The sequence below is a fragment of the Rhodospirillales bacterium genome (assembly GCA_023898805.1).
GTDB lineage: Bacteria > Pseudomonadota > Alphaproteobacteria > Micavibrionales > UBA1664 > UBA6145.
The window spans coordinates 158,084-181,501 of sequence record CP060260.1 but is presented as its reverse complement, the minus strand read 5'-3'; the positions used below and the strand labels follow the sequence as shown (position 1 = coordinate 181,501).

The 23,418-nt window shown below is 58.1% G+C and carries 25 protein-coding genes and 3 tRNA genes; 26 read left to right on the top strand and 2 right to left on the bottom strand.

The features are described from left to right. The first annotated feature begins 18 nt into the window (after positions 1-18). The 13 genes from H6866_00960 to ald all read left to right on the top strand — a co-directional run bounded on the left by H6866_00960 (position 19) and on the right by ald (position 11,867). Complete coding sequence (locus tag H6866_00960) at positions 19-1,386, top strand: trigger factor (protein USO07829.1); 1,368 nt, start codon at positions 19-21, stop codon at positions 1,384-1,386. Positions 1,387-1,707: 321 nt separating this feature from the next. After that, the gene (locus tag H6866_00955) at positions 1,708-2,304 is read left to right on the top strand and encodes a hypothetical protein (protein ID USO07828.1); all 597 of its coding nucleotides are present in this window, start codon (positions 1,708-1,710) and stop codon (positions 2,302-2,304) included. Positions 2,305-2,351: 47 nt separating this feature from the next. Further along, positions 2,352-3,179 (top strand): hypothetical protein, encoded by an 828-nt coding sequence (locus tag H6866_00950; protein USO07827.1) that lies wholly within the window; start codon positions 2,352-2,354, stop codon positions 3,177-3,179. Between the two features lie 89 nt (positions 3,180-3,268). Further along, on the top strand, positions 3,269-4,033 hold the full coding sequence (locus H6866_00945; GenBank protein ID USO07826.1) for a hypothetical protein: 765 nt from the start codon (positions 3,269-3,271) through the stop codon (positions 4,031-4,033). A 70-nt stretch (positions 4,034-4,103) separates the two neighbouring features. Further along, positions 4,104-4,715 (top strand): ATP-dependent Clp protease proteolytic subunit, encoded by a 612-nt coding sequence (locus H6866_00940; GenBank protein ID USO08541.1) that lies wholly within the window; start codon positions 4,104-4,106, stop codon positions 4,713-4,715. Positions 4,716-4,883: 168 nt separating this feature from the next. Next, a complete protein-coding gene (gene lon, locus H6866_00935; GenBank protein ID USO07825.1) occupies positions 4,884-7,334 on the top strand; it encodes an endopeptidase La in 2,451 nt (816 codons plus the stop codon). 162 nt (positions 7,335-7,496) lie between these two features. Next, positions 7,497-7,775, top strand: a complete 279-nt coding sequence (locus H6866_00930; protein USO07824.1) for an HU family DNA-binding protein — start codon at positions 7,497-7,499, stop codon at positions 7,773-7,775. Between the two features lie 116 nt (positions 7,776-7,891). After that, positions 7,892-7,966 (top strand) — tRNA-Val (locus H6866_00925). Between the two features lie 177 nt (positions 7,967-8,143). Then, positions 8,144-8,218, top strand: a tRNA-Val gene (locus tag H6866_00920). A gap of 90 nt (positions 8,219-8,308) precedes the next feature. Further along, positions 8,309-8,509: a hypothetical protein gene (locus H6866_00915; GenBank protein ID USO07823.1), complete on the top strand. Its 201-nt coding sequence runs from the start codon at positions 8,309-8,311 to the stop codon at positions 8,507-8,509. A 94-nt stretch (positions 8,510-8,603) separates the two neighbouring features. Then, the gene (locus H6866_00910; GenBank protein ID USO07822.1) at positions 8,604-9,725 is read left to right on the top strand and encodes a GGDEF domain-containing protein; all 1,122 of its coding nucleotides are present in this window, start codon (positions 8,604-8,606) and stop codon (positions 9,723-9,725) included. A 52-nt stretch (positions 9,726-9,777) separates the two neighbouring features. After that, on the top strand, positions 9,778-10,698 hold the full coding sequence (locus tag H6866_00905; protein USO07821.1) for a hypothetical protein: 921 nt from the start codon (positions 9,778-9,780) through the stop codon (positions 10,696-10,698). Positions 10,699-10,778: 80 nt separating this feature from the next. Beyond that, entirely contained in the window at positions 10,779-11,867 is a 1,089-nt protein-coding gene (ald, locus tag H6866_00900) for an alanine dehydrogenase (protein ID USO07820.1), read from the top strand. A gap of 6 nt (positions 11,868-11,873) precedes the next feature. Here the strand turns inward: ald and H6866_00895 are convergent, their stop codons facing one another. Then, positions 11,874-12,302, bottom strand: a complete 429-nt coding sequence (locus H6866_00895; protein USO07819.1) for a hypothetical protein — start codon at positions 12,300-12,302, stop codon at positions 11,874-11,876. 105 nt (positions 12,303-12,407) lie between these two features. Between H6866_00895 and H6866_00890 the strand changes: the two genes are divergently transcribed. The 8 genes from H6866_00890 to H6866_00855 all read left to right on the top strand — a co-directional run bounded on the left by H6866_00890 (position 12,408) and on the right by H6866_00855 (position 17,671). Beyond that, complete coding sequence (locus H6866_00890) at positions 12,408-12,908, top strand: hypothetical protein (protein USO07818.1); 501 nt, start codon at positions 12,408-12,410, stop codon at positions 12,906-12,908. A gap of 121 nt (positions 12,909-13,029) precedes the next feature. Further along, positions 13,030-13,106, top strand: a tRNA-Asp gene (locus H6866_00885). Between the two features lie 30 nt (positions 13,107-13,136). Then, a complete protein-coding gene (locus tag H6866_00880; GenBank protein USO07817.1) occupies positions 13,137-13,550 on the top strand; it encodes an NADH-quinone oxidoreductase subunit A in 414 nt (137 codons plus the stop codon). Between the two features lie 15 nt (positions 13,551-13,565). After that, positions 13,566-14,141, top strand: a complete 576-nt coding sequence (locus H6866_00875) for an NADH-quinone oxidoreductase subunit B (protein USO07816.1) — start codon at positions 13,566-13,568, stop codon at positions 14,139-14,141. A 26-nt stretch (positions 14,142-14,167) separates the two neighbouring features. Further along, the gene (locus H6866_00870; GenBank protein ID USO08540.1) at positions 14,168-14,821 is read left to right on the top strand and encodes an NADH-quinone oxidoreductase subunit C; all 654 of its coding nucleotides are present in this window, start codon (positions 14,168-14,170) and stop codon (positions 14,819-14,821) included. A 20-nt stretch (positions 14,822-14,841) separates the two neighbouring features. Then, entirely contained in the window at positions 14,842-16,056 is a 1,215-nt protein-coding gene (locus H6866_00865; protein USO08539.1) for an NADH-quinone oxidoreductase subunit D, read from the top strand. A 95-nt stretch (positions 16,057-16,151) separates the two neighbouring features. Next, positions 16,152-16,478 (top strand): hypothetical protein, encoded by a 327-nt coding sequence (locus H6866_00860; protein ID USO07815.1) that lies wholly within the window; start codon positions 16,152-16,154, stop codon positions 16,476-16,478. Positions 16,479-16,522: 44 nt separating this feature from the next. After that, positions 16,523-17,671: an acyltransferase gene (locus H6866_00855; protein ID USO07814.1), complete on the top strand. Its 1,149-nt coding sequence runs from the start codon at positions 16,523-16,525 to the stop codon at positions 17,669-17,671. Here H6866_00855 and H6866_00850 read toward each other — a convergent pair. Beyond that, positions 17,643-18,566, bottom strand: a complete 924-nt coding sequence (locus H6866_00850; protein USO07813.1) for a hypothetical protein — start codon at positions 18,564-18,566, stop codon at positions 17,643-17,645. The genes H6866_00855 and H6866_00850 overlap by 29 nt on opposite strands. A gap of 133 nt (positions 18,567-18,699) precedes the next feature. Between H6866_00850 and nuoE the strand changes: the two genes are divergently transcribed. The 5 genes from nuoE (at position 18,700) to H6866_00825 (ending at position 23,407) form a co-directional block, all read left to right on the top strand. Next, positions 18,700-19,338 carry an NADH-quinone oxidoreductase subunit NuoE gene (nuoE, locus tag H6866_00845; protein USO07812.1) on the top strand — a complete coding sequence of 213 codons (639 nt, stop codon included), beginning with the start codon at positions 18,700-18,702 and terminating at the stop codon, positions 19,336-19,338. After that, a complete protein-coding gene (gene nuoF, locus H6866_00840; GenBank protein USO07811.1) occupies positions 19,338-20,621 on the top strand; it encodes an NADH-quinone oxidoreductase subunit NuoF in 1,284 nt (427 codons plus the stop codon). Before nuoE ends, nuoF begins: the two co-directional genes overlap by 1 nt. Positions 20,622-20,658: 37 nt before the next feature. Continuing rightward, positions 20,659-20,913, top strand: coding sequence for a hypothetical protein (locus H6866_00835; protein ID USO07810.1), 255 nt, complete (start codon positions 20,659-20,661; stop codon positions 20,911-20,913). Positions 20,914-20,992: 79 nt separating this feature from the next. Then, positions 20,993-21,403, top strand: coding sequence for a GxxExxY protein (locus H6866_00830; GenBank protein ID USO08538.1), 411 nt, complete (start codon positions 20,993-20,995; stop codon positions 21,401-21,403). A gap of 3 nt (positions 21,404-21,406) precedes the next feature. Then, positions 21,407-23,407, top strand: coding sequence for an NADH-quinone oxidoreductase subunit G (locus tag H6866_00825; GenBank protein USO07809.1), 2,001 nt, complete (start codon positions 21,407-21,409; stop codon positions 23,405-23,407). The last annotated feature ends 11 nt before the right edge of the window (positions 23,408-23,418 follow it).

Below are 23,418 nucleotides of genomic sequence, written 5' to 3'. Positions count from 1 at the left end.
AACAGGATTAAGAAAGTCATGCAAGCAGTTGAAGTTAAAAAAGAAGGTTTGAAACGCGAATACAAGGTCACGGTCCCCGCGACCGAGCTTGCGCAGATGTCCAAGACGCGTCTGGCCGAAGTCGGCAAGACCGTTCGGGTGCCCGGTTTTCGTCCCGGCAAGACCCCGCAAAACATTCTTGAGCAGCGTTACGGCGAGGCCGTAATGGGTGAAGTGGTGGAAAAGGCCGTCAACGACGGGACCACGAACGCGCTGCGCGACAACAAGGTGCGTCCCGCCTCGCAGCCCGCGGTCAATATCGACTCTTTCGCCAAGGGCAAGGATCTGGAATTCACCGTGTCGATCGAAGTGCTGCCGGATTTCACGGTCATGGACGTCAAGTCGATCAAGCTGGAGCGCCCGGTCGCCAAGGTGTCCGACGAGTCGATCGAAGACGCGCTCAGCCGCATCGCGAAAAACAACCGCCAGACCAAAAAGGTCGAAACGCCGCGCGCCGCCAAAAACGGCGACATCGTGGTCATCGATTATTCCGGCAAGCTGGAAGACGGTACGACCAAGCCCGGCATGTCGTCGGTCGGGTATCATCTTGAGCTTGGGTCCAATTCGTTCATCGCCGGGTTCGAGGACCAGCTGGCCGGTGCGAAGCCGGGCGACGAAGTCACCGTGAACGTTACGTTCCCCGCCGATTACGGCGCGGCGGACCTGGCGGGCAAGAAGGCGCAGTTCGCGGTCAAGCTGCACGAGATCCGCGAGCCGGAGGCGCCGGAGATCAACGACGATTTCGCCAAGACGCTGGGCATCGAGGACCTGAACGCCCTGAAAAAGGCCGTGCGCGACCAGATGGAATCCGAATACGTCCAGTACAGCCGCCAAAAAGTGAAGCGCGCGCTGTTCGACCTTTTGGACGAAAGCCACGATTTCCCGCTGCCGGAAGGCATGGTGGAGGCGGAGTACAAGGTGTGCCTCGACCAGATCGAGCAAGAGAAAAAATACAAGGGCGAGGGCGAGCCGCTGAACGACGACGAGACGTCCGAGCTGAAGGACATCGCCGCGCGCCGCGTGCGTCTGGGGTTGATCCTGTCCGAGGTCGGGCAGGCCAACAACATCCAGGTGTCGGATCAAGACCTGCACCGCGCGGTGATGGATCAGGCCCGCCGTTTCCCCGGTCAGGAAGCGCAGGTGTTCGAGATGTTCCGCAAGAACCAGCAGATGGTCGATTCCCTGCGCGCGCCGATCTTCGAGGACAAGGTCGTGGATTTCATCCTCGAACTGGCCGAGATCAAGGACAAGGAAGTCGCGCTGGACGAACTGACCCGCGACGACGACGCGGATGAAGGCGACGCCAAGACGGAAAAGAAAAAACCGGCGAAAAAAGCGAAAAAATAGGGAATCTGGCGATATTTCAAGAACGGCCCGGGAAGCGGGCCGTTTTTCTTACCCGGAATATTTTACAGAACAATATTTTCCGTTTATACCCTTTGCATGCGGCTCAGCCAGGTCACGCAAGATTCCTTTCGTCCCCAAGCGTTCGTCGGGGCGATCCCCGCGCGGCCCTTGGTGAATTACGTCTGGATCTCCGAGCTTCCGGCACAGGATTCGGAAACGCGGGAAAATATGTGCACGGTTCCGTTGCAGCATGTCCATCGCGCCATCGAAAATGCAAACCGGTATCCGGATGCGGATTTCATCCTGTGGCTGGATAACAGGTTGCTCGACGATCTCAGCCGGTTCTGGGTCGCATCCTATATCTATCAATGCAGCGATCACCGAAACGTCATCTTGTGCGACCTCAATGCCATTCCGGCTTATAGCGGCGAGGATTTGTTCAAAAATACAGACCACAAGGGAAAAAACCGTTCCGGTGCGGGCAGCGTTTATGTGCGCGCCGACTGCGCGCGCATATTGGTGCTTGATCACTGTCTTAAGCAGAACAGGGACAGACCGTTTATCCTTTATTCCGATATAGATTGCCCGGATTTGAAGCTTGCTGAAGCCGGGCGGGTCGTGCAGCAGCACGGAGTCGCGATCAATAGTCTGGGGCGCTTTTTCTGGATTACGTCGCACGGCTATATTGCGCTTTCGCCTTCGCGGCGGGATGTCGGTATGCTTTTTCCGTTGCTGTGCGATGAAACTATCAAGGCGGCCCAAAAAGGTGATTTGGGTGACCGTGCGTTCAGCCGATTTTTGAACCGTTTGGGGCACTACGCCATTATCAACCGCAGGGGCATACAATTACGCGCGCTTCCGCCGATGCGCCAAAATATTGAGGCTCTTCCGTATCTGCAATTGCTTGGCATCAGTTAGTCTTTAATTTATTTACATAAATATTAGTGCCGTGCTAGTGTCGCTGCATGTCGCAAAAGCCGGAAACCTGTGTGTGTTTTGCCGCTGCCGCCGATCCGTTGTCCGGCGCCGGTGGGCGGGGGCTGGTCAATGCCCTGTGGCTGACGGAAGTGTCGTTGTCGCGCGATGTAGCAGTTGGCGGGGCGGGGGTTTGCGGCGTACCGCTTGAGAATGTCGATCTGTTCGTCAAAAACGCCAATCGCTATCCCAGTGCCGATTTCATCCTGTGGCTGGATTATAAAAGGATCAACGACAACACCCGGTTCTGGGTCGGGTCGTTCGTGTATGACCGCAGTTTGCACGGCAATATCCGAATATGCGATCTGAATTCCATCCCGGCGTATGAAAACGAGGATACTTTTTCACTGGAAAAACCTGCGTCCAGTGCCAGAGCTAGTATCGGAAGCGTCTATGTGCGTGCGGATTACGCGCGTATTCTTGTGCTGGATCATTGTCTGTGCCACACGAAGGACAGGGCCTTCATCATTTATGCCGACATGGACTGCATGGACGTCGATCTGAACTGGGCCAAGGAAACAATCGCTATGCATGGCATCGCCGCGCACGATTTCGGGCACGGTCGGGTTTCGCACGCTTATATCGGGCTAGACCCCAGAGATAGGCTGGTGCGGAAGTGGTTTCCTGATCTGGCTGTGTGCGCGCTGAAAGATGCACGCAGCGGATATCTGGGTGGCGACGTTTTTAATATGTTTGTAGAGGCGCTCAGGGCAGACGGTCGCTTTGACGGGTTAATTCAGGTTAGAAAAAAATTGTTGCCGCCTCTCGGTCATCGGCTTGATCCGTTACCCAGGTTGATGGAACTGGGGATTAGTTGATGCACGGGGATTCTTTATCCAAGACATTTGGGAACTCAAATGCCGGCGCGGGCGTTGCTGTGCATTATCTGTGGATCACGCCATTTAGTGTGCGCAAGAACAAGGACGGGCTTTGCGCCATTCCGCTTGAGGCCGTGGATATGGCTGTGATCAACGCCAATCTCTACAAAAGCGCGGATTTCACGTTGTGGTATGACCGTGATTTCGTGAACGATGCGACGTTGTTTTGGCTGGGTTCGTTCGTGCATGCGATGTCCGTGCACGACAATTTGCGTTTGCGCAATTTGCGTGAAATTCCAACCTATGCGGGCAACGGGCTGTTCAATAAAGAAGACAGAAGTATACCGGGCGGCAGGGCGGGGAATCTTTATTCGCGCGCGGATCTGGCGCGTGTTCTGGTGTTACAGCATCACATGAACACGCAAGAAGCGGATCGGCAACCGCGCTTCGTCGTGTATTCCGATATCGATTGCCCTGACCTGCAACTGGGCTGGGCCGTGCGTGCGATGTCCATGGGCGGGTTGGTTGCCAATGACATGGGCGATGCTGTTTCGCATGGCTATATCGGGCTGGATACGCATCATTGCGGGTTACGCAAAATTTTCGATGAATGTGTTTCCGCGACTGAAATCCGCGCGCAGGAATGGGGGGTGGGATCCTTGCCTTTTGAAACTTTTTGGGAGCGCGCCCCCGTCTTTAACAAGGAAACCGGAGAGCGGGGCCAGTCACGAAGGCTTTTGCCGCCGATCGGTTACAGGATTTCCCGGCCGGAATGGATCGAAAATCTGGGGGTGTGTCCCAATCCAAGGGGGTTGCACGGAATCGGCGGGGGGGGTAATTTGATCGGGCTTTGAATCTAGCCACCCCAGCCGAAGGTTTTCCATGGCCCGCTTGCCCCGTTCCGAATTCTACGAAGACGTCCTGATGGATCTTGTCCCGATGGTGGTGGAAGTCACCAATCGCGGCGAGCGCGCCTATGACATCTTTTCCCGCTTGCTCAAGGAGCGCATCATCTTCCTGACCGGCGGCGTGCACGACCATGTGGCCAGCTTGATCTGCGCCCAGCTTCTGTTTCTGGAATCGGAAAACCCGACCAAGGACATCGCGTTTTACATCAACTCGCCGGGCGGGGTTGTGACCTCGGCCTTCGCGATGATGGACACGATGAACTACGTCAAGTGCAACGTCGCCACGCTGTGTATCGGGCAGGCGGCATCGGCCGGCTCGCTTCTGCTGACTTGCGGAGAGAAGGGCAAACGCTACTGTCTGCCCAATTCCCGCGTCATGGTGCACCAGCCGTCCGGCGGGGCGCAGGGCATGGCCTCGGATATCGAGATTCAGGCGCGCGAGATTCTCAAGCTGCGCGAAAAGCTCAACGGCATTTACGTCCAGCAGACGGGGCAGAAGCTTTCGGCCATTGAAAAGGCGATGGACCGCGATACCTTCATGTCCGCCGAAGAATCCAAGAATTTCGGCCTGATCGACCATGTCATCGCGTCGCGTTCCGACATGCCGAAGGCAGAAGAAAAGAAATAGGGCGTATTTCTGCCTGTTTTTCGTTCGATCTTGATTTTTAGGCATACAGTCCTAAATTAAGGAATCGTTCACCTTTGGCATGCTGAAGTCGAAGGTGTGCGGGGATAATGTGCCGTTTAAACGCGGCGGCCAAGTTCGGCGTTCAGGGTACAAGTCAGGGGAAATTTCATGAGCCACGATCAAGACAAGGCGGGCGAAGCCGCCGGGACAGCGTCCGCATCCAATGCGCCGGTGATGGCGATTCTGCCTTTGCGCGACATCGTCGTGTTTCCGCACATGATCGTGCCTCTGTTCGTCGGGCGCGAGCGTTCGGTCAAGGCGCTTGAACATGTCATGCAGGGCGACAAGCAGGTTTTGCTGTTGACCCAGAAAACCCCGTCCGAGGACGACCCACGTGCGGATGATGTGTACCGCATGGGGACGACCGGAACGATCCTGCAGCTGCTCAAGCTGCCGGACGGCACGGTCAAGGTGTTGGTGGAGGGCGTGCGGCGCGCGCGCGTGGTCGAATTTACCCCGCGCACCGAATTTCTTGAGGCGCATGTCGAGCCGGTGATCGTGGAAACAGGCGATACCGAGGAACTGCGCGTGCTGGCGCGTACGGCCGCCGAGCAGTTCGAGGAATACGTCAAGCTGAACAAAAAAATTCCGCCGGAAGTCATCGTTTCGGTCAACCAGATTACCGAGCCGGACCGGATGGCGGATACCATCGCGTCGCATCTGGCGCTGAAGATCGACGACAAGCAGAAGCTGCTGGAGACGATGTCGGCGGGGGCGCGATTCGATTCGATCCTTGGCCATATCGAGGACGAGATCGGCGTCATGCAGGTGGAAAAACGCATCCGCGGCCGCGTCAAGCGCCAGATGGAGAAATCGCAGCGCGAGTATTATCTGAACGAGCAACTCAAGGCGATTCAGAAGGAATTGAACGACGGCGAAGACGGCGTCGACGAGGTCGGCGAGATCGAGAAGAAGATCGTCGAGCTGCGCCTGTCGAAAGAGGCCAAAGCCAAGGCGCAGAACGAGCTTAAAAAGCTCAAGCAAATGTCGCCGATGTCGGCCGAGGCGACGGTGGTGCGCAATTATCTGGACTGGCTTCTGGGCGTGCCGTGGGGCAAGAAATCGAAGGTCCTTAAAGACCTTCGCAAGGCCAAGCAGATTTTGGACAAGGACCATTACGGGCTTGAAAAGGTCAAGGAGCGCATCCTTGAATACCTTGCCGTGCAACAACGCAAGGGCAAGGTGAAGGGGCCGATTTTGTGCCTTGTCGGCCCGCCGGGCGTGGGCAAGACCTCGCTGGGGCAGTCCATCGCCAAGGCGACGGGGCGTAATTTCGTGCGCATGTCGCTGGGCGGCGTGCGGGACGAATCGGAAATTCGTGGGCACCGGCGCACCTATATCGGCGCGCTGCCGGGCAAGGTCGTGCAGGGCATGAAAAAGGCCAAGACGATCAACCCGCTGTTCCTTCTGGACGAAATCGACAAGCTTGGCTCCGACTGGCGCGGGGACCCGTCCTCGGCGTTGCTCGAAGTTCTGGACCCTGAACAGAACCACAATTTCAACGATCATTACCTTGAAATCGACTACGACCTTTCGGACGTGATGTTCATCTGCACCGCGAACTCGTTGCGGATGCCGCAACCCTTGCTGGATCGGATGGAGATCATCCGTCTGTCGGGATACACCGAGGATGAAAAACTCGGCATCGTGCGTCAGCATTTGCTGGACAAGCAGATGAAGGCGGCGGGGCTTTCAAAAAGCGAGTTTTCGATCACCGACGACGCTGTGCGCGACCTGATCCGCTATTACACGCGCGAGGCGGGCGTGCGCTCGCTGGAGCGCGAGTTGGCCAACCTTGCGCGCAAGGCGATCAAGGATATCCTGATGGCGCGGCGCACCAGCCTGCGCGTGACTGCCGCGAATCTGGGCAAATATGCCGGGGTGCGCAAATACCGCTACGGCGAGGTGGAGGAGCAGGACCGCGTCGGCGTCGTTACCGGTCTGGCCTGGACCGAAACCGGCGGCGATCTGCTGTCGATCGAGGCGGTCACCATGCCCGGCAAGGACGGCAAGGTCACCATGACCGGCAGTCTGCAGGACGTGATGAAGGAATCGATCGTGGTTGCCGAGATGTTGATCAAATCGCGTTCGGATCAGTTCGGCGTGGATTACGCGAAGTTGCAAAAACAGCAGATCCACGTCCACGTTCCGGATGGCGCAACGCCAAAGGATGGGCCGTCCGCAGGGGCGGCGATGGTCACCGCGATCGTGTCGTCGTTGACCGGAATCCCGGTGCGGCGCGACATTGCGATGACAGGCGAAATCAACCTGCGCGGGTATGTCACCGCGATCGGCGGGTTGAAGGAAAAGCTTCTGGCCGCGCTGCGCGGGGGCATCAAAAAGGTCCTGATTCCCGAGGAAAACGAGAAGGATCTGCAGGACATCCCCGCCAACGTCAAAAAAGGTTTGGAAATCGTGCCGGTCACCAGCATCGATCAGGTTCTCGCCCATGCGTTGACGTCGATTCCGACGCCTATTGCGCGCAAGCCCGAATCGGATATAGCGCAGGATGCCCCACAGGCCGCAGAAAACGGGGCTTCAGACGTGATTCATCATTGACGGCCCTGAAAAATAGGCCTATTAGTTTACCCCGGTGCCGCTAGAACCGCCTAAAACCTAGTGTTGCGGGTTGTTTTCGGCACCGGTTTCACACCCAAGGAAGATGCGTGATGTTCACGCACGGGGTATGAAGCTTCTCAACAACAAACTGGGGGTTCCTCCATGAACAAGACTGACCTCGTGGCCGCTGTTGCCAAATCGACCGACCTGTCGAAAACCAAAGCCGAAGAGTGCCTGAACGCCGTTCTCGACGCGATCACCGCGTCCCTGAAAAAAGGCAACGAAGTGAAACTGATCGGTTTCGGCACCTTCAAAGTCACGAACCGCAAGGCGCAAACCGGCCGCAACCCGCGTACCGGCGCCCCGATCAAAATCGCCGCCTCCAAGCAGCCGAAATTCGCTGCCGGCAAGGCGCTGAAAGACGCTGTCAACAAGCGCTAATTTCCAATACGCCGCCGGATTTTCCAGCGGCTTTTTTATCAGGCGGCCGGGTTTCGATCCGGCCGCTTTTTTATCGGGCGCTTGCTTTTGTTTGTGGATTTTGGTTTCCTCGCGCCGGGTGATTAGCTCAGCGGAAGAGCATCTCGTTTACACCGAGAGGGTCGGGGGTTCGAACCCCTCATCACCCACCACTTTTCAATCAATGTTTTGCTGTGCAGGATGATGAGGGTTTTGAACCCCCATAGCGTATCTTCATGCGGGTAAGCCGCGTGGGCCCTCAAAGGGCCATGTAAATTCCCTATAGTCTTTGACTTTTGCGGGCCGAACGACTAAAAAGCCCGGACCTTTGAAATTACCCTTTCATCAGGGGGCACTTAGCTCAGCGGGAGAGCACATCCTTCACACGGATGGGGTCGCAGGTTCAATCCCTGCAGTGCCCACCATCGATTTCTTTCCGACCTTATAAGGCAGGGTTGAACCTGCGAACGTAAAAGCTTAGCGCGCCAAAGGCGCGCGGAGGTTCAATCCCTGCAGTGCCCACCATTTCAGGGATTGAGCAGGCTTTTGTGTTTGCCGTGCTGCGCACGGTTGGCCCTGCAGTGCCCACCATTTCAGGGATTGAGCAGGCTTTTGTGTTTGCCGTGCTGCGCACGGTTGGCCCTGCAGTGCGCACTATTTTATGTACGTTTTATGTATTGAAGGGGATTTTCCTTTGTGCTGCACTGTACATGTAGGTGATGCTTAAAAAGTGATGTTCAACTTAAAGTAGAAATCATATATCCTGAATCGCATTGTGCTATCGCTGTTCTCTGGGGCCTGAGGCATTGCATGAAGCAAAATCAAGAAAGCCAGCATTCGCAGGTGCAGGAAACCCTGGCCGAGCAGATGCGGATCACCGAGCGCGACATTGCCTACCGGAAATACCTGCTTGATTTCACCGACGATGACGTTGGCTTCCTTTTGCAGATGAAAGAGCCGATGAGCGCCGCGGCTGAGGAACTTGTCGAAGAGTATTACACATCCCTGACCGCCAATCCCGAAGTGAAGCTGGTCATTGGCGACAGCGAAACGCTTGAACGGCTGAAGCAGGCCATGCGCCGCTATGTTGTGGAGCTGTTCAGCGGGTTTTACGATCTGGAATACGTCAACAAACGGCTTCGGATCGGCAGGGTGCACAAGCGCATCGGGGTCGCCGCCAGATTATATCTTTCCGCGGTCAACCTGCTGGAATCCCTGATCTGCCAGCAGATTGCTACGTTTCCGGAAAGTCCGGCCGGTTCCAAGCTTTGTCAGGATCGCACGCATGCCTTGCACAAGCTGATGTTGTTCGACATGCAGCTGGTCTTCGATACCTATATTTCGTCGCTGGAGGCTGAGGTCGTCAGCGCGCGTCAGGATCTGGAGCGCCATGCCCGCGCGGCGGAGGAGAATTTCAACGCGCGCACCCAACGTCTGCAGCAATTGTCGACGCATGACAGCCTGACCGGGCTTTTGAACCAGCAGGCGTTTTTTGAAGCCCTGCACCGGGAGATTCTGGTGGCGGAGCGCAATGCCTGGCCGATGGCGCTGATCTTCCTTGATCTCAATGGTTTCAAGGCCGTCAACGATACGCATGGCCACCTCGAGGGCGACCGGATTTTAAAGCAGGTAGGGAACGCCATATGCGAAACGTTCCGCGAGGTCGATTACTGCGTGCGCTATGGCGGCGACGAATTCGCCATCGTCATGCCCAAAGCCCTTTGCGAGCAGGCCTGCGAGGCGTGCCGACGCCTGATCATGCGTTTCGAGGACGCGGGCAATACCAGGGGAATCAGTTTTTCAATCGGCATCATGCAGACCGGTCCTGCCGAATTCCACGATTCGGAAACGCTGGTGAGAAACGCCGACGCCCTGATGTACCGCGCCAAGGAAAAGGCGCATGCCACACCCGATCATTACGTCGAGTGTTGATTCTAGTATAATTTTTAACCCTTTATAAATCGGGCTTGCATAATCTTGCTCTATGCGTCTTCAGGACATTTGGCAGCGGGCTATGGAGTGGGCAGGCGATTACTTTGGGGTCATCGGTCCCCATGGTGCTCAGGATGCATTTTTGCTGGCCAATGGATCAAAGCCAATGGGGTTTATATTCCGCACCCTGGGGGATGAAAATTCTGTAGCGCAAAGATTGTTACAGGATGCTGTCGATGACGGGCGGTTGGTCCGGCAATGCGTGGATTTTGGCGATAGCGTCAAGATCAATGAATTTGTATCAGTCTATTATCGACAAGAGTATGAAGCCGAAGGGCTGGCTTATATCGCAGCCTTGGAACGCTTTATTAATGGTGGCCGTAAAGAAGAAGACCTTGATGCGGGCAACCGCATCAGGATGCAGACATTTCGATCCACAGAGAAAATCGATGCCCGCCATGTGGCCGCAAGACTGTTTCGCAGGCTTGGTTATAATTCAGTCACACAGTCCTGCATTTTTGAAAAATCTGTCGAAAATATTTTGTCTGGAAAAATAGGTATTGAGGAATTTCCTTTGTGTGAGCTTTCGCTTGCATCGCAAGACAAGTTAAAGCGGGCCGTTAAATCGGGGGCGTTGGGATGTTACGATTTACACATCGTGGAGGCAAAGAAAGTTGATCTGTATGCCCGGTTGGATATGGCGCATCAACTGCCTGAAATGGAAGCGCAGCTGCGCGCTCATTTGGCACCTTCTGTGGTGTTCTATGCTTTAAACCAAACGTTGGAAAACGCGGGTATAAAACCGTTAGGGAATTTGTTGGGTTATACGTCTAACGATGTCGCTTTTTTTGAGCGACGTTCCTATACATCGGGATGGCAAAGGCGGATATTAGCCTGTTTTCAAGGTTCTTTCCGTCGGGCCAGAATTGCTAAAATGAAGCGTGAGGGGGTTTCTTACGATCCCGGTGGGTGACTAGCTCCGCTTTCCGCACTGCATGGTGAAATGCGCCGTGGTCGGGGTATAGTGTTCGTTCCCGGCAGAAAGGTAAAACCATGCTTATCGGCGTACCCAAGGAAATCAAGGCACAGGAAAACCGCGTGGGGTTGAACCCCGCAAGCGTGGCCGAATGCGTGCATCACGGGCATAAAGTGCTGGTTGAGGCCGGCGCGGGGCAGGGGATCGGCGCGCGGGACGACGATTACCGCACGGCGGGGGCCGAGATCGCGGCGGACACGGCAGACGTGTTCGCGCGCGCCGAAATGATCGTCAAGGTCAAGGAGCCGCAGGAAGCGGAATGGAAGCGTCTGCGCGCGGGGCAGGTTCTGTTTACCTATCTGCACCTTGCGCCGGACCCGAAACAGGCGCGCGGGCTGATGGAATCCGGCTGCACCGCCATCGCATACGAAACCGTGACGGGCGCACGGGGCGGTTTGCCCCTGTTGGCGCCGATGTCGGAAATCGCGGGGCGCATGGCACCGGTGATGGGGGCGTTCTTTTTGCAAAAGCACAAGAGCGGGTTGGGGCGGCTGATCTCCGGCGTGCCGGGGGTGGAGCCGGCCAAGGTGCTGGTGCTGGGCGGTGGGGTGGCGGGGTTCAACGCCGCGCGCGTCGCCGTGGGCATGGGGGCGCGGGTCAGCATTTTTGAAAAGAACCCCGACCGCATCCGGTTTTTGGACGAATATTTCGGCACATCCGCCAACGTGGTCGCGGCCAGCACCGCCAAAATTCAGCATTACGCCCCGATCATGGATATCGTCATCGGCGCGGTGCTGGTGCCCGGCGGGGCGGCGCCCAAGCTGATCACAAACGAGATGCTGAAAGCCATGAAGGCGGGCGCGGTGCTGGTGGATATCGCCATCGACCAGGGCGGATGTTTTGAAAGTAGCCGTATCACCACGCATGACGACCCGGTCTATACAGTGGAGGGCGTGTCGCATTACTGCGTCGCCAACATGCCGGGGGCGTACCCGCAATCCTCCACGCAGGCGCTGAACAACGCGACGCTGCCTTATGTGCTGGCACTGGCGGACAAGGGGTGGGAACGCGCCTGTGCCGAGGATCCGGGCCTGAAAGGCGGGGTCAACGTCCATGCCGGGAAGATCGTGCATCCCGCCGTGGCCGAAGCCCTTGGGTTTGCCTGAGATGGTTCAGGGTCTGGATGGTGCGGGCTGTCTGGACATACCGGCCGGTATGGTGCTGTATTGCAGCCCGCCTCGTGATGTCTTCCAGTAAACAACGGTGTATTGCGGCGTGCCTTGATTGGCATGGAGTGAAAAGCCGCTCACATAATCGTGGAGCGCTTTTGCCAGAGCAGCGATTTCCTGCTGGGTAAACAGCGATTTCTTAAGGTTTATGCCGGTTTGTTTTATCGTGCGCAGAAATTCGTCATGGCGTTGCGGGCCGCGATCTCGTTTGACGATCAGGCCATAGCGGTCGATCTGTTCCCAGATGGTAACGGGGCCCTTGTCGAATTCATAAGCGGCCAGTCGTTCGCGTTCGCTGGCGTCGAGTTTGCCCCCGATTTTCAGGTCGTTGATAAAATGGGCACGTTCAATGCGGTTTTTATTTCTGAGCATGGGTCTATTTATACATAATAATAAAAATTATGCCAATTACTTTGTCTTTGTGCTTTTCCCTTTTCATATTTGACGACCACCCCCCTTTGATTTATGAAAACATTTATGAAGCAGCCCTATACCTGTTATGCGATTGATCTGTCCACGCGCCGTACGCTGGAGGGCGTGACCGGCGGCTATGAATTTCCGCGCAGGCATGCCACGCATATCACCGAGTTGCACGACGTCGAGGATGCGCGCAGCCTAAGACCCGTGCGCGAGGCGGAGATTTACGGCTTTGTCAGCGATAACAAAGGTATCGAGGCGTTCGTGGCCCGCATCGGCGGTGAGGCGGTGTCGCGGGACGGGCGGTATTACCACCTGACCTGGTCGTCAAACCCAAATGTTGAAATTCCGCCCATTTACCGGCAATTCGAGATGGCCCCCGACGCCGCGCCGGGCGGGCGGATTTTTTACAATGCCCGGCATGCCAACGCGATGTTGTGCGCGCTTTTCGACCAACGCGCAGGTTTTGTAAGCATGCATGAATTCTCCCAACCGATCGTGGTTGCGGTGAAACCGCTTCTGTTCAGGCCGACCCCGGAGCAGCCCCGCCTGACGATCTGATTTTTCCGCTTTTCGGGCTTAACAAGATATTGCGCCGGGGCATGATTTCCCCTATACACCGTGCAACGCTGAATTGACCGAAGCGCGCAGGCTTTCTAAACTGCCTGAACGTATAGGTTACGCGGGTGTAGCTCAGTTGGTTAGAGCGCCTGCCTGTCACGCAGGAGGCCGCGGGTTCAAGTCCCGTCACTCGCGCCATTCAGCGTTTTTTTATTTTCCGGGGTTTCCATGTCCGAGTCCCAATCGCCAATCCAAGCCGCCTCGACCTTGTTCGCATCGTCTTCCTTTCTGGCCGATTATTTTCCCATACTGGTGTTTCTGGCGATTGCCGCCGGTCTGGGCGTCGCCATGCTGATCGGTTCGTGGCTGGCGGGCAAGCAACGTCCGGACGCCAACAAGCTGGCCGCCTATGAATGCGGGTTCGACGCGTTCGACGACGCGCGGCACAAATTCGACGTGCGGTTTTATCTGGTGTCGATTTTGTTCATCATTTTCGATCTTGAAATCGCGTTCCTGTTCCCGTGGGCGGTGACGCTCAAGGATATCGGGATGCCGGGTTTCTGGTCGATGGTGGTGTTTCTGGGCGTTCTGACCGTCGGATTCGTCTATGAATGGAAAAAAGGCGCGCTGGACTGGGAATAGGACGAGGATCGAGCCATGAGCCATGAACGCGACGTCATCATTGCCCCGCATACGGCCCTGAAGCAGCCGAACGTTCCGGTGCCCGCGATACAGCAGGACGAATTCGCCGCGCGCGTGGCGCAGGAAGTGACCGACAAGGGATTCGTGCTGACGCAGGTGGACAAGCTGTTCGACTGGGCGCGCACGGGTTCGATGTGGCCGATGACCTTCGGGCTTGCATGCTGTGCTGTCGAAATGATCCATGCCTATATGTCGCGTTACGACCTTGACCGTTTCGGGGTCATCCCGCGTCCCAGCCCGCGCCAGTCTGACGTGATGATCGTGGCGGGCACGCTGACCAACAAGATGGCCCCCGCGCTGCGCCGCGTCTATGACCAGATGCCGGAGCCGCGCTGGGTGATCTCCATGGGGTCGTGCGCCAACGGGGGCGGGTATTACCATTATTCCTATTCCGTGGTGCGCGGGTGCGACCGCATCGTACCGGTGGATATTTACGTGCCCGGCTGCCCGCCGACGGCCGAAGCGCTGGTCTATGGCATTTTGCAATTGCAGAAGAAAATCCAGCGCGAAGATACGAGGATCGTAAGATGAGCGCGCGGAAATCCCCGTCTGAGGCGATGGTTGCGCTGGCCGCGGCGCTGGCGGGCCGGTACGCGGCCATGATATCGGGCCATGAATTCGCGCAGGACGAACTGATCCTCCACGCGCGGCGCGACCAGATCGCGGCGTTGCTCAAATCCCTGCGCGACGATGCGGAGGCCGCGTTCACGCAGCTGATCGACATTACCGCCGTCGATCGTCCTGCCCGGCCCGACCGGTTCGAGGTGGTGTACAGCCTGCTGTCGATGCGGCACAACCGCCGCGTGCTGGTGAAGGTCGCCACCGACGAGGACACGCCGGTGCCAAGCGCGGCCAAAGTCTTTTCCTCGTCCGGGTGGCTGGAGCGCGAAGTCTGGGACATGTATGGCATCGTGTTCGAAGGCAACGACGATCTGCGCCGCATCCTGACGGATTACGGGTTCGAAGGGCATCCGCTGCGCAAGGATTTTCCGCTGACCGGGTTTGTCGAGCTGCGCTATGACACGGCCCTGCAGCGCGTGGTGTACGAACCCGTGACCCTGCAACAGGATTTCCGCGTGTTCGACAATCTTAGTCCGTGGGAGGCGATGACCACCATGCAGCTTCCGGGCGACGAGAAGGCGACCAAACAGAAAATCGGCCCGGTCAATTACCGTGGACAGAATGCGGACGAAGACGGGGGTGCGATATGAGCGCGGCACGCGAGGTCGTGATGCTGGACGACGCCACCGGCAAGATGCGCGCGGTGGGCGACGAAACGCAGATCAAGCCCTATACCATCAATTTCGGGCCGCAGCATCCGGCGGCGCACGGGGTGTTGCGCCTGATTCTTGAGATGGACGGCGAGGTGGTGGAACGGGCGGACCCGCATATCGGGTTGTTGCACCGGGGCACCGAAAAGCTGATCGAATACAAGACGTATCTTCAGGCCCTGCCGTATTTCGACCGGCTGGATTACGTCAGCCCGATGAATCAGGAACATTGCTTCGCGCTGGCGGTGGAAAAGCTTCTGGGCATCGCGCCGCCTGCGCGCGGGCAGTATATCCGCGTGCTGTTCCTTGAACTGACGCGGATTCTCAACCACATCCTTAACATCACCACATACGCGCTGGACGTCGGCGCGATCACGCCCGCGCTGTGGGGGTTCGAGGAGCGCGAAAAGGGCATGGAATTCTATGACCGCGTATGCGGCGCGCGACTTCATTCCAATTACATCCGCCCGGGCGGCGTGAATTACGACATGCCCAAGGGATTGGCCGAGGATATCTGGGCGTGGACCGAGACGTTCGGCAAGGTGATCGACGATCTGGAAGGACTTTTGAGCGAAAACCGGGTGTTCAAGCAGCGCACGGTGGGCATCGGCGTGGTCAGCCGCGAACAGGCGCAGGACTGGGGCTTTACCGGGCCGATGCTGCGTGCGTCTGGCGTGGCGTGGGATCTGCGTAAAAGCCAGCCTTACGACGTGTATGAGAAAATGGATTTCGACCTTCCGGTCGGTAAGACGGGCGATTGCTATGCCCGCTATATCGTGCGGATGGAGGAAATGCGCCAGTCGCTGAAAATCATGCGGCAATGCCTGAACGAAATGCCGGGCGGCCCGGTCAAAAGCGACGATTACAAGGTAACCGCGCCGCCGCGCGGTGAAATGAAGATGTCGATGGAGGCGCTGATCCATCATTTCAAATTCTATACCGAAGGCTACCACGTGCCCGCGGGCGAAACTTATACCGCCGTGGAAGCGCCGAAGGGCGAATTCGGCGTGTATCTGGTGTCGGACGGGACCAACCGGCCGTATAAATGCCATATCCGCGCGCCGGGTTTCGCGCATCTTGCGGGCCTCGACTTCATGTCGCGGGGGCATATGCTGGCCGATACGGTCGCGATCATCGGGTCGATGGACATCGTGTTCGGAGAAATTGACCGTTAAGCGCGTACTGCGCTAGTTTTCGGTTTATGGCCAATCGGCAATCATTCAATCGAGGCCGGACCTGCAGGCTGGTATTCTGCGGGCAGGTGTATTTCATGCGTATGGCGTTTAATGACGCCGGCGGTTTGCAGGGTGTGGAAATGGACGTGCAGCCGCCTATCCTCAAACCCGCGCGAGAGGGATTTCAGGCATTGGGCAAGAAGATCACGAGCGATTTGGAAGCCGGGGATACTCTGTCGGACATCAAGTCGCGGTTCGTGAGGTTTGGCGCGCGTGTTTACCCGGTTGCAGGATTTGACAGCGTGATCGGTGCGGCGAGTGTTCATGACATGGTTTTTCAGGTATTGGAACGCGCATCCAGTCCGGGCGGGGACGATCCATCCCGCCCCGTGTTAAGGCTTGTGCTCGGCGGGCGCGGCTAGCGCGGCTTGTGGTCCGGGCGGAGGGTCCGGTACACTGGTGTGGCATGAAGCCAGACGCCGTTCCGCATTCCAGCGCCCAGCGCCAGATCCAGAGCATTCAGGTAATGCGCGCGCTTGGCATCTTCGTGATCTTAAGCGCGCATATCGGGCTTGCCGCCGCGTTCGGCGATCCGTTCCTTGCGCCGGACGTGCCGCGCTGGCTGGTGCTTTTGATCGGCAACGCGTCGGACGGGATGCTGGATATTTTCTTCGTCGGGTCGGGGTTCGTGATGGTCTATATCACGCAAGGGCAGACCGGCACCCTCGCGGCGGCGCGCAAATTCGCCTGGGCGCGGATCACCAAGCTGGTGCCGACTTATTGGGTGTATACGACGCTGGCCGTTCTTGCGGGTGCGCTCCTTGGCAACAATGCGGGGTTTCAGGCGCCGGATTTCGTCCACGCGATCAAGTCGTACCTGTTCATTCCCTATGGCACCGAGGTGATGGGCGATGTGTTCGGCGGCAGTCATTTATGGGTGCGGCCCGTTTTGCCCGCCGGATGGACGCTGAATTTCGAGATGTATTTTTACGCGGTGTTCATGCTGGGGCTGATGATGCCGGGGCGGCGCGGCATTGCGTTCATGGCGGCCTGGGCGTTGGCCATGGCCGCGATACGCCCCTTCGTGCCTGAAGCGTGGGCGGCGCTGCATTTCTGGACGTCGTCGACCATTCTGAAATTTCTGGCCGGGAACGTGCTGGGTTATGCCTATGCGCGGGGGGTGCGGTTCGACGTATCACGCGCGGCGGCGCTGGGCGTGGGGTGCGTCGCCTTTGTCCTGCACTGGTGCACCTATGCGCTGTTTCTGGATCGTCCGGATACGTTCGTCTTCCATCTGCTGACGGCCGCATTTTCCGGGACCATGGTCGGGTGCGCGGTGCTGACGCCGTTCGTCGAGGCGCGCAATAAGCCGCGCTGGCTGGTCGAGCTGGGGGACAGCACCTATTCGATCTATCTAAGCCATATCTTCGTCTATGTACCGGCCTATGCGGTTTTGCAATCGCTGTTCGTGATGACGATGCCGCAACGCGTGGTCGTGGCTGTTGCGTGTTTCGTGTTTTCGCTGTTGTTGGGGTGGGCGAGTTACCGGCGCATCGAATTGCCGCTGATCGCGTGGGCGCGCGGCGTCAGGCGGCGGTCATCGGCAGGGGCCTGATACGCGGCACGTAATCGCCGGGGCGCAGCGTCATCGCCAGATGCATGAAGGTAAAGACGTTGAAGGCGATGGCCTGAAACACGCCGAAATAGACCAGCGCGGCGATGCCGCCCGCCATGCCGTCAAAGCCGACGCCCCACGCGCACAGCATGAACAGGCTTACGAAAAACGCATTGCTGCCGATGGCCTGGCGCAGATAGGCGCGCAGCTCCTGCGGTCGGTCGGTGCGCGCGCGTTTCTTTTTATAGATATACACATACCAATTGAGGTAGTGGCACAGGACCAGAAAACAAAAGACGTTTTCGACCGCAAGCCCGCCCGGCACCAGCCATGCCAGCGCCAGCAGGCCCAGCGCGTGGGCGGCGATATAGACCAGAAACGGAAATTGCGGGGTTTTCGACTGGCCCAGCATCACCCCCGCGCATAGAGCGACGCCGCCTATGGCCAACGGCCCGATATGTCCGGGCAACAGGCCGGTGTTGTATGTGGAATCGACGTTGATCAGTTCAAAGACGATGAAGGCGAAGGCGGTCAATGTCTGTGTGCGCCATGTCGGGGTGGTGTTGAACAGCACGATGTCGTCAAGGAAGTTGTGCAGGACGAAGAAGGTGCTGACGAAAAACACGAAACTCAGGGGGCTGAGCACGCCCGCCGCGATGGCGAGGGCGAACAGCGCCAGAAAAAACACGATCTTGCCCGGCGCGTGGCGGTAGACGCCCGCCCGCGTCTGGGCCAGCAGGGCCAGCAGGGCGTGGCTTGGGCCCATGATCTGGGTGACCATGAAAACGTCCTGTGCATTAAGCAAAAACGCCGGTGCCAGCGCCAGTACGGCGTTGCCAAGGCGCCAAAGGCTGATGTCGGCGGGGTTCGCGGGGGCGGCGGGTTGTGTCGTCACCCCTTTAAATTACCGGAATTCGGCGCTTCGGGCAACGCGCGCGGGGTGGACACGGGGTGGACAAGCGGGCGCGGTTTGGATACAAAGACGCGGAATATCCTTCATATTCCAATAGATCGCCCAAAGGCCGCCCATGAAGCCGCGCATCGCCCCGCCAGACCAGCAACCCGAACATTTCGCCTTTGCGGATATGGCGAAGGTAAAGGCGATCATCGCCCGCTATCCGGAAGGGCGCCAGCAATCGGCGGTGATGCCGCTTCTCGATCTTGTGATGCGCCAGACGGCGGGTGAGGCGAAATCGGGCGGCGGCTGGATCCCCGAAGTCGCGATGGACGAAATCGCGCGGATTCTGGAGATGCCTAAAATCAAGGTTTACGAGGTCGCGACGTTTTATTCGATGTATATCCTCGCGCCCGTGGGCAAGCATCATATCCAGTGCTGCACCACCACGCCGTGCTGGCTGCGCGGCAGCGCGGATATCGTCAAGGCGTGCGAGGAAAAGCTGGGCATCCACATGGGCGAAACCACGCCGGACATGAATTTCACGCTGTCCGAGGTCGAATGCCTTGGCGCGTGCGTCAACGCGCCGATGGTGCAGATCAACGACGAATATTACGAAGACCTGACGCCCGCGCGGATGAAGGAGATCATCGACGCGCTTGCCGCCGGCAAAGACGTGCCCAAGGGGCCGCAGAACGGGCGCCGGGCATCGATGTCGGCGGCCGGGCCCACGACGTTGGTCGCCGAGGCCAAAAAGGCGGGGGTGGCGTAATGCTTGCCGACAGCGACCGGATTTTCAAAAACATCTATGGCTGGGAAAGTTTCTCGCTCGACGCGGCGCGGGCGCGTGGCGATTGGGACGGCACCGGGGCGATCGTCGCCAAGGGCAAGGACTGGATCATCGAGGAGATGAAAAAATCCGGCCTGCGCGGGCGCGGCGGCGCGGGATTCCCCACGGGCATGAAATGGTCGTTCATGCCCAAGCCGTCGGACAAGCCGCATTATCTGGTCATCAACGCCGACGAATCCGAACCCGGCACCTGCAAGGACCGGGACATTCTGCGGCACGAGCCGCACAAGCTTCTGGAAGGCGCCCTGATCGCCGGGCACGCGATCGGCGCGCACAAGGCGTATATCTATATCCGGGGTGAGTTTTACGACGAGAGTTCCAACGTCTGGAAGGCGATCCACGAGGCGCGCGAGGCGGGATTGCTGGGCAAGAACGCCGCCGGTTCGGGCTGGGATTTCGACGTCGAACTGCATCGCGGTGGCGGGGCGTATATCTGCGGGGAAGAATCCGCGCTGCTGGAATCGCTGGAAGGCAAAAAGGGGCAACCGCGCAACAAGCCGCCGTTTCCGGCCATGGCGGGGCTTTATTCCTGTCCGACCACGGTCAACAACGTCGAAACCATCGCGTCTGTGCCGACCATCCTGCGCCGGGGCGGGGAATGGTTCGCCGGTATCGGTCGCGATGCCAAGAACACGGGTACCAAGCTGTTCTGCATTTCCGGGCACGTCAACAATCCGTGCAACGTCGAAGAAGCCATGGGCATCCCGATGAAGGATTTGATCGAACAGCACGCGGGCGGCGTGCGCGGCGGGTGGGACAATCTGCTGGCGGTCATTCCCGGCGGGTCGTCGACACCGCTTTTGCCCAAGGATATCTGCGACAGCGTGGTGATGGATTTCGATTCCCTGCGCGCGGCGCAATCCGGGCTTGGCACCGCAAGTCTGATCGTCATGGATAAATCGACGGACATCGTCTATGCGATCGCGCGGCTGGCGAAATTCTACATGCACGAATCTTGCGGGCAGTGCACGCCGTGCCGCGAGGGGACCGGGTGGATGTACCGGATCATGCGGCGCATGGTCACCGGGAACGCGACGATCGAGGAGATAGACGTATTGCTGGAGCTGACCAAGCAGATAGAGGGGCATACGATCTGCGCGCTGGGCGATGCCGCGGCATGGCCGATTCAAGGCCTGTTCCGGCATTTCCGGCCCGTGGTCGAGCAGCGGATCATGGATTACCGCAAGCAGGCGAGGGCGGCGTGAAAAGGCTTAGCCGCGAAGGCGCTAAGGCGCGAAGAAAATGAATGTAAAAGACAAACTATCCGGGTCGAGTATCAGAAACGCTCTTATAGCGGCGGTGGTTTTTCTTTTGTTGTTTATTATTGTTTCTCAAGCTTTTAACGGAAGGTACCAAATAGCAGGCGGTGATCAAACCTATGCTGTGCTTGATACAAAAAGTGGAGAGGTTGTTACTTGTCTCTGGCCTTGGTTTATAGGGCGGGGCGAAAAAGATATCTGTGCAAGGAGAAATCCCATGAAACAAATAAATAATTAATGACTAACTTCACGACATGCCCGACTTTGCGTTTAAAAAGCAGAATAATATCATGACAGCCCTAATGAAACATAATGATATGCCAGCCGAATTGGAAATTCTTTCCAAAGAGGTGATCGACAGTGCGTTTTGCGTTCATAAGGAATTAGGGCCAGGATTACTTGAAAAGCTGTATGAAGAGGCTTTGGTTTTTGAATTTGAGGATAGAAAAATCCCTTATGTCAGGCAGAAATCTGTTCGGGTTCCCTATAGAGGCAAGATACTTTCATGCGAGTGCCGGATTGATTTATTGGTCGCTGATCAGATTGTTGTTGAACTCAAAACAATTGACAGAATAGCGCCGGTTCACGAGGCGCAAATCATGACATATATGAGATTGTGCAATGCTCCCATGGGTTTTATCGTGAATTTTAATCAGGCGCTAATCAAAGAGGGGATCAAACGTATCGTTATGAGTAACAATCTTCGCAATTTCGCGCCTTCGCGGTAAAAAATGCCCAAGCTTAAGATCAACGATATCGAAATCGAAGTCGCGCCGGGGACCAGCATCCTGCAGGCGGCGGAGCAACTGGGAATTGAAATCCCGCGCTTTTGCTATCACGACAGGCTGTCCGTGCCGGGCAATTGCCGGATGTGCCTGGTCGAGGTCAAGGGCGGCCCGCCCAAGCCGCAGGCGAGCTGTGCGCTGGCCTGCGCCGACAATATGGAGGTGTTCACCGATTCCGAAATGGTGCACAAGGCGCGCAAGGGCGTGATGGAATTCCTGCTTATCAACCATCCTTTGGATTGCCCCATCTGCGATCAGGGCGGGGAGTGCGATTTGCAGGATCAGGCAGTGGCCTATGGGTTCGACCGCTCGCGCTATTTCGAATCCAAGCGCGCGGTCAAGGACAAGGATTTCGGGCCGTTGATCGAAACCAACATGACGCGCTGCATCCAGTGCACGCGCTGCGTGCGTTTTGCGACCGAGATCGCGGGGGTGGACGATCTGGGGTTGCTCAACCGCGGCGAGGACGTGGAAATCGGCACCTATGTCGGCAAGGCGATCGAAAGCGAGCTTTCGGGCAATCTGGCCGATGTGTGTCCGGTGGGCGCGCTTTTGAACAAGCCGAATTCGTTCCGCGCGCGGGCGTGGGAACTGGCGCGGACAGATTCGATCGACGTGCTGGACGCGGTGGGGTCGAACATCCGCGTCGATACGCGCGGCAACGAGGTCATGCGCATCCTGCCGCGCCTGAACGAGGCAGTGAACGAGGAATGGCTGGGCGATAAGTCGCGCTATGCCTGCGACGGGCTGAAATACCAGCGTCTGGACCGGCCCTATATCCGCGAGCAGGGAAAGATGCGCGCGGCGACATGGGACGAGGCGTTCTTGAAGGCGGCGGAGGCGATCAAGGCCGTTTCCGGCGGCCAGATCGCGGCGCTGGCCGGCGATTTGGCGGATGTCGAGGCTGTATACGCGTTGCGCGACCTGATGCGCGGCATGGGTGCCGGGATGATGGATTGCCGCGTCGACGGAGCGCGGATCGATGTCGCGGGCGCGGCGGCCGGGTGGCGGTTCAACACCACCATCGCGGGGCTGGAGCAGGCGGACGCGATCGTGCTGGTCGGGACCGACCCACGCAAGGAAGCGCCGATCGTCAACGCGCGCATCCGCAAGGTCTGGATGACCAAGCGCATCCCGGTCTACGTGATCGGGCAGGCGCTGGATTTGAATTATCCCTATACGCATCTGGGCACGGGGGCGGAGGCGCTGGCGGCGCTGGACATCAAGGCGGAGAAACCCGCGCTGATCCTCGGCATGGGGGCGCTGATGGGCGAGGACGCGGGCGCGGTGCTGGCGCTTGCGCGGGCCAAGGCGAAAATCGCGGACGGCTGGAACGGCTTCAACCTGCTGCATACCGCCGCCGGGCGCATGGGCGCGCTAAGCATCGGGTTCGTGCCGCCGGGCGGGCAGTTCAGCAAAAAGGGTATCAAGCTCTGGTATCTGATGGGCGTGGACAATCCGGACGTGTTTTCGCACATGATCGGCAAGGATGATTTTGTAATTTATCAAGGACATCACGGCGACGCGGGCGCGGCACGGGCGGACGTGATTTTGCCGGGCGCCGCCTATACCGAAAAAACGGCGCTGTATATGAACACCGAAGGCCGCGTACAGACCACGCGCGCGGCGGTGACGCCGCCGGGCATGGCCAAGGAAGACTGGAAAATCGTGCGCGCGTTTTCGGAAGTGCTGGGCCAGACGCTTGTGTACAACACGCATGCCGAGCTGCGCGCGCGCATCGCGGGCGAGTTTCCGGCCTTTGCCGCGGTGGGCGAGATTACGCCCGTCGCATGGGGCGATTTCGGCGCGGCGGGGGCGGCCAAAACGGCCATATTCGCAAGCCCGGTCGGGAATTATTACCAGACCGACCCGGTTTCGCGGGCCAGCCCGACCATGGCGCAGTGCGTCGCCGCCTTTACGGCGCAAACCAAAGCCAGGGCCGCATAGGAAAAAGAAAA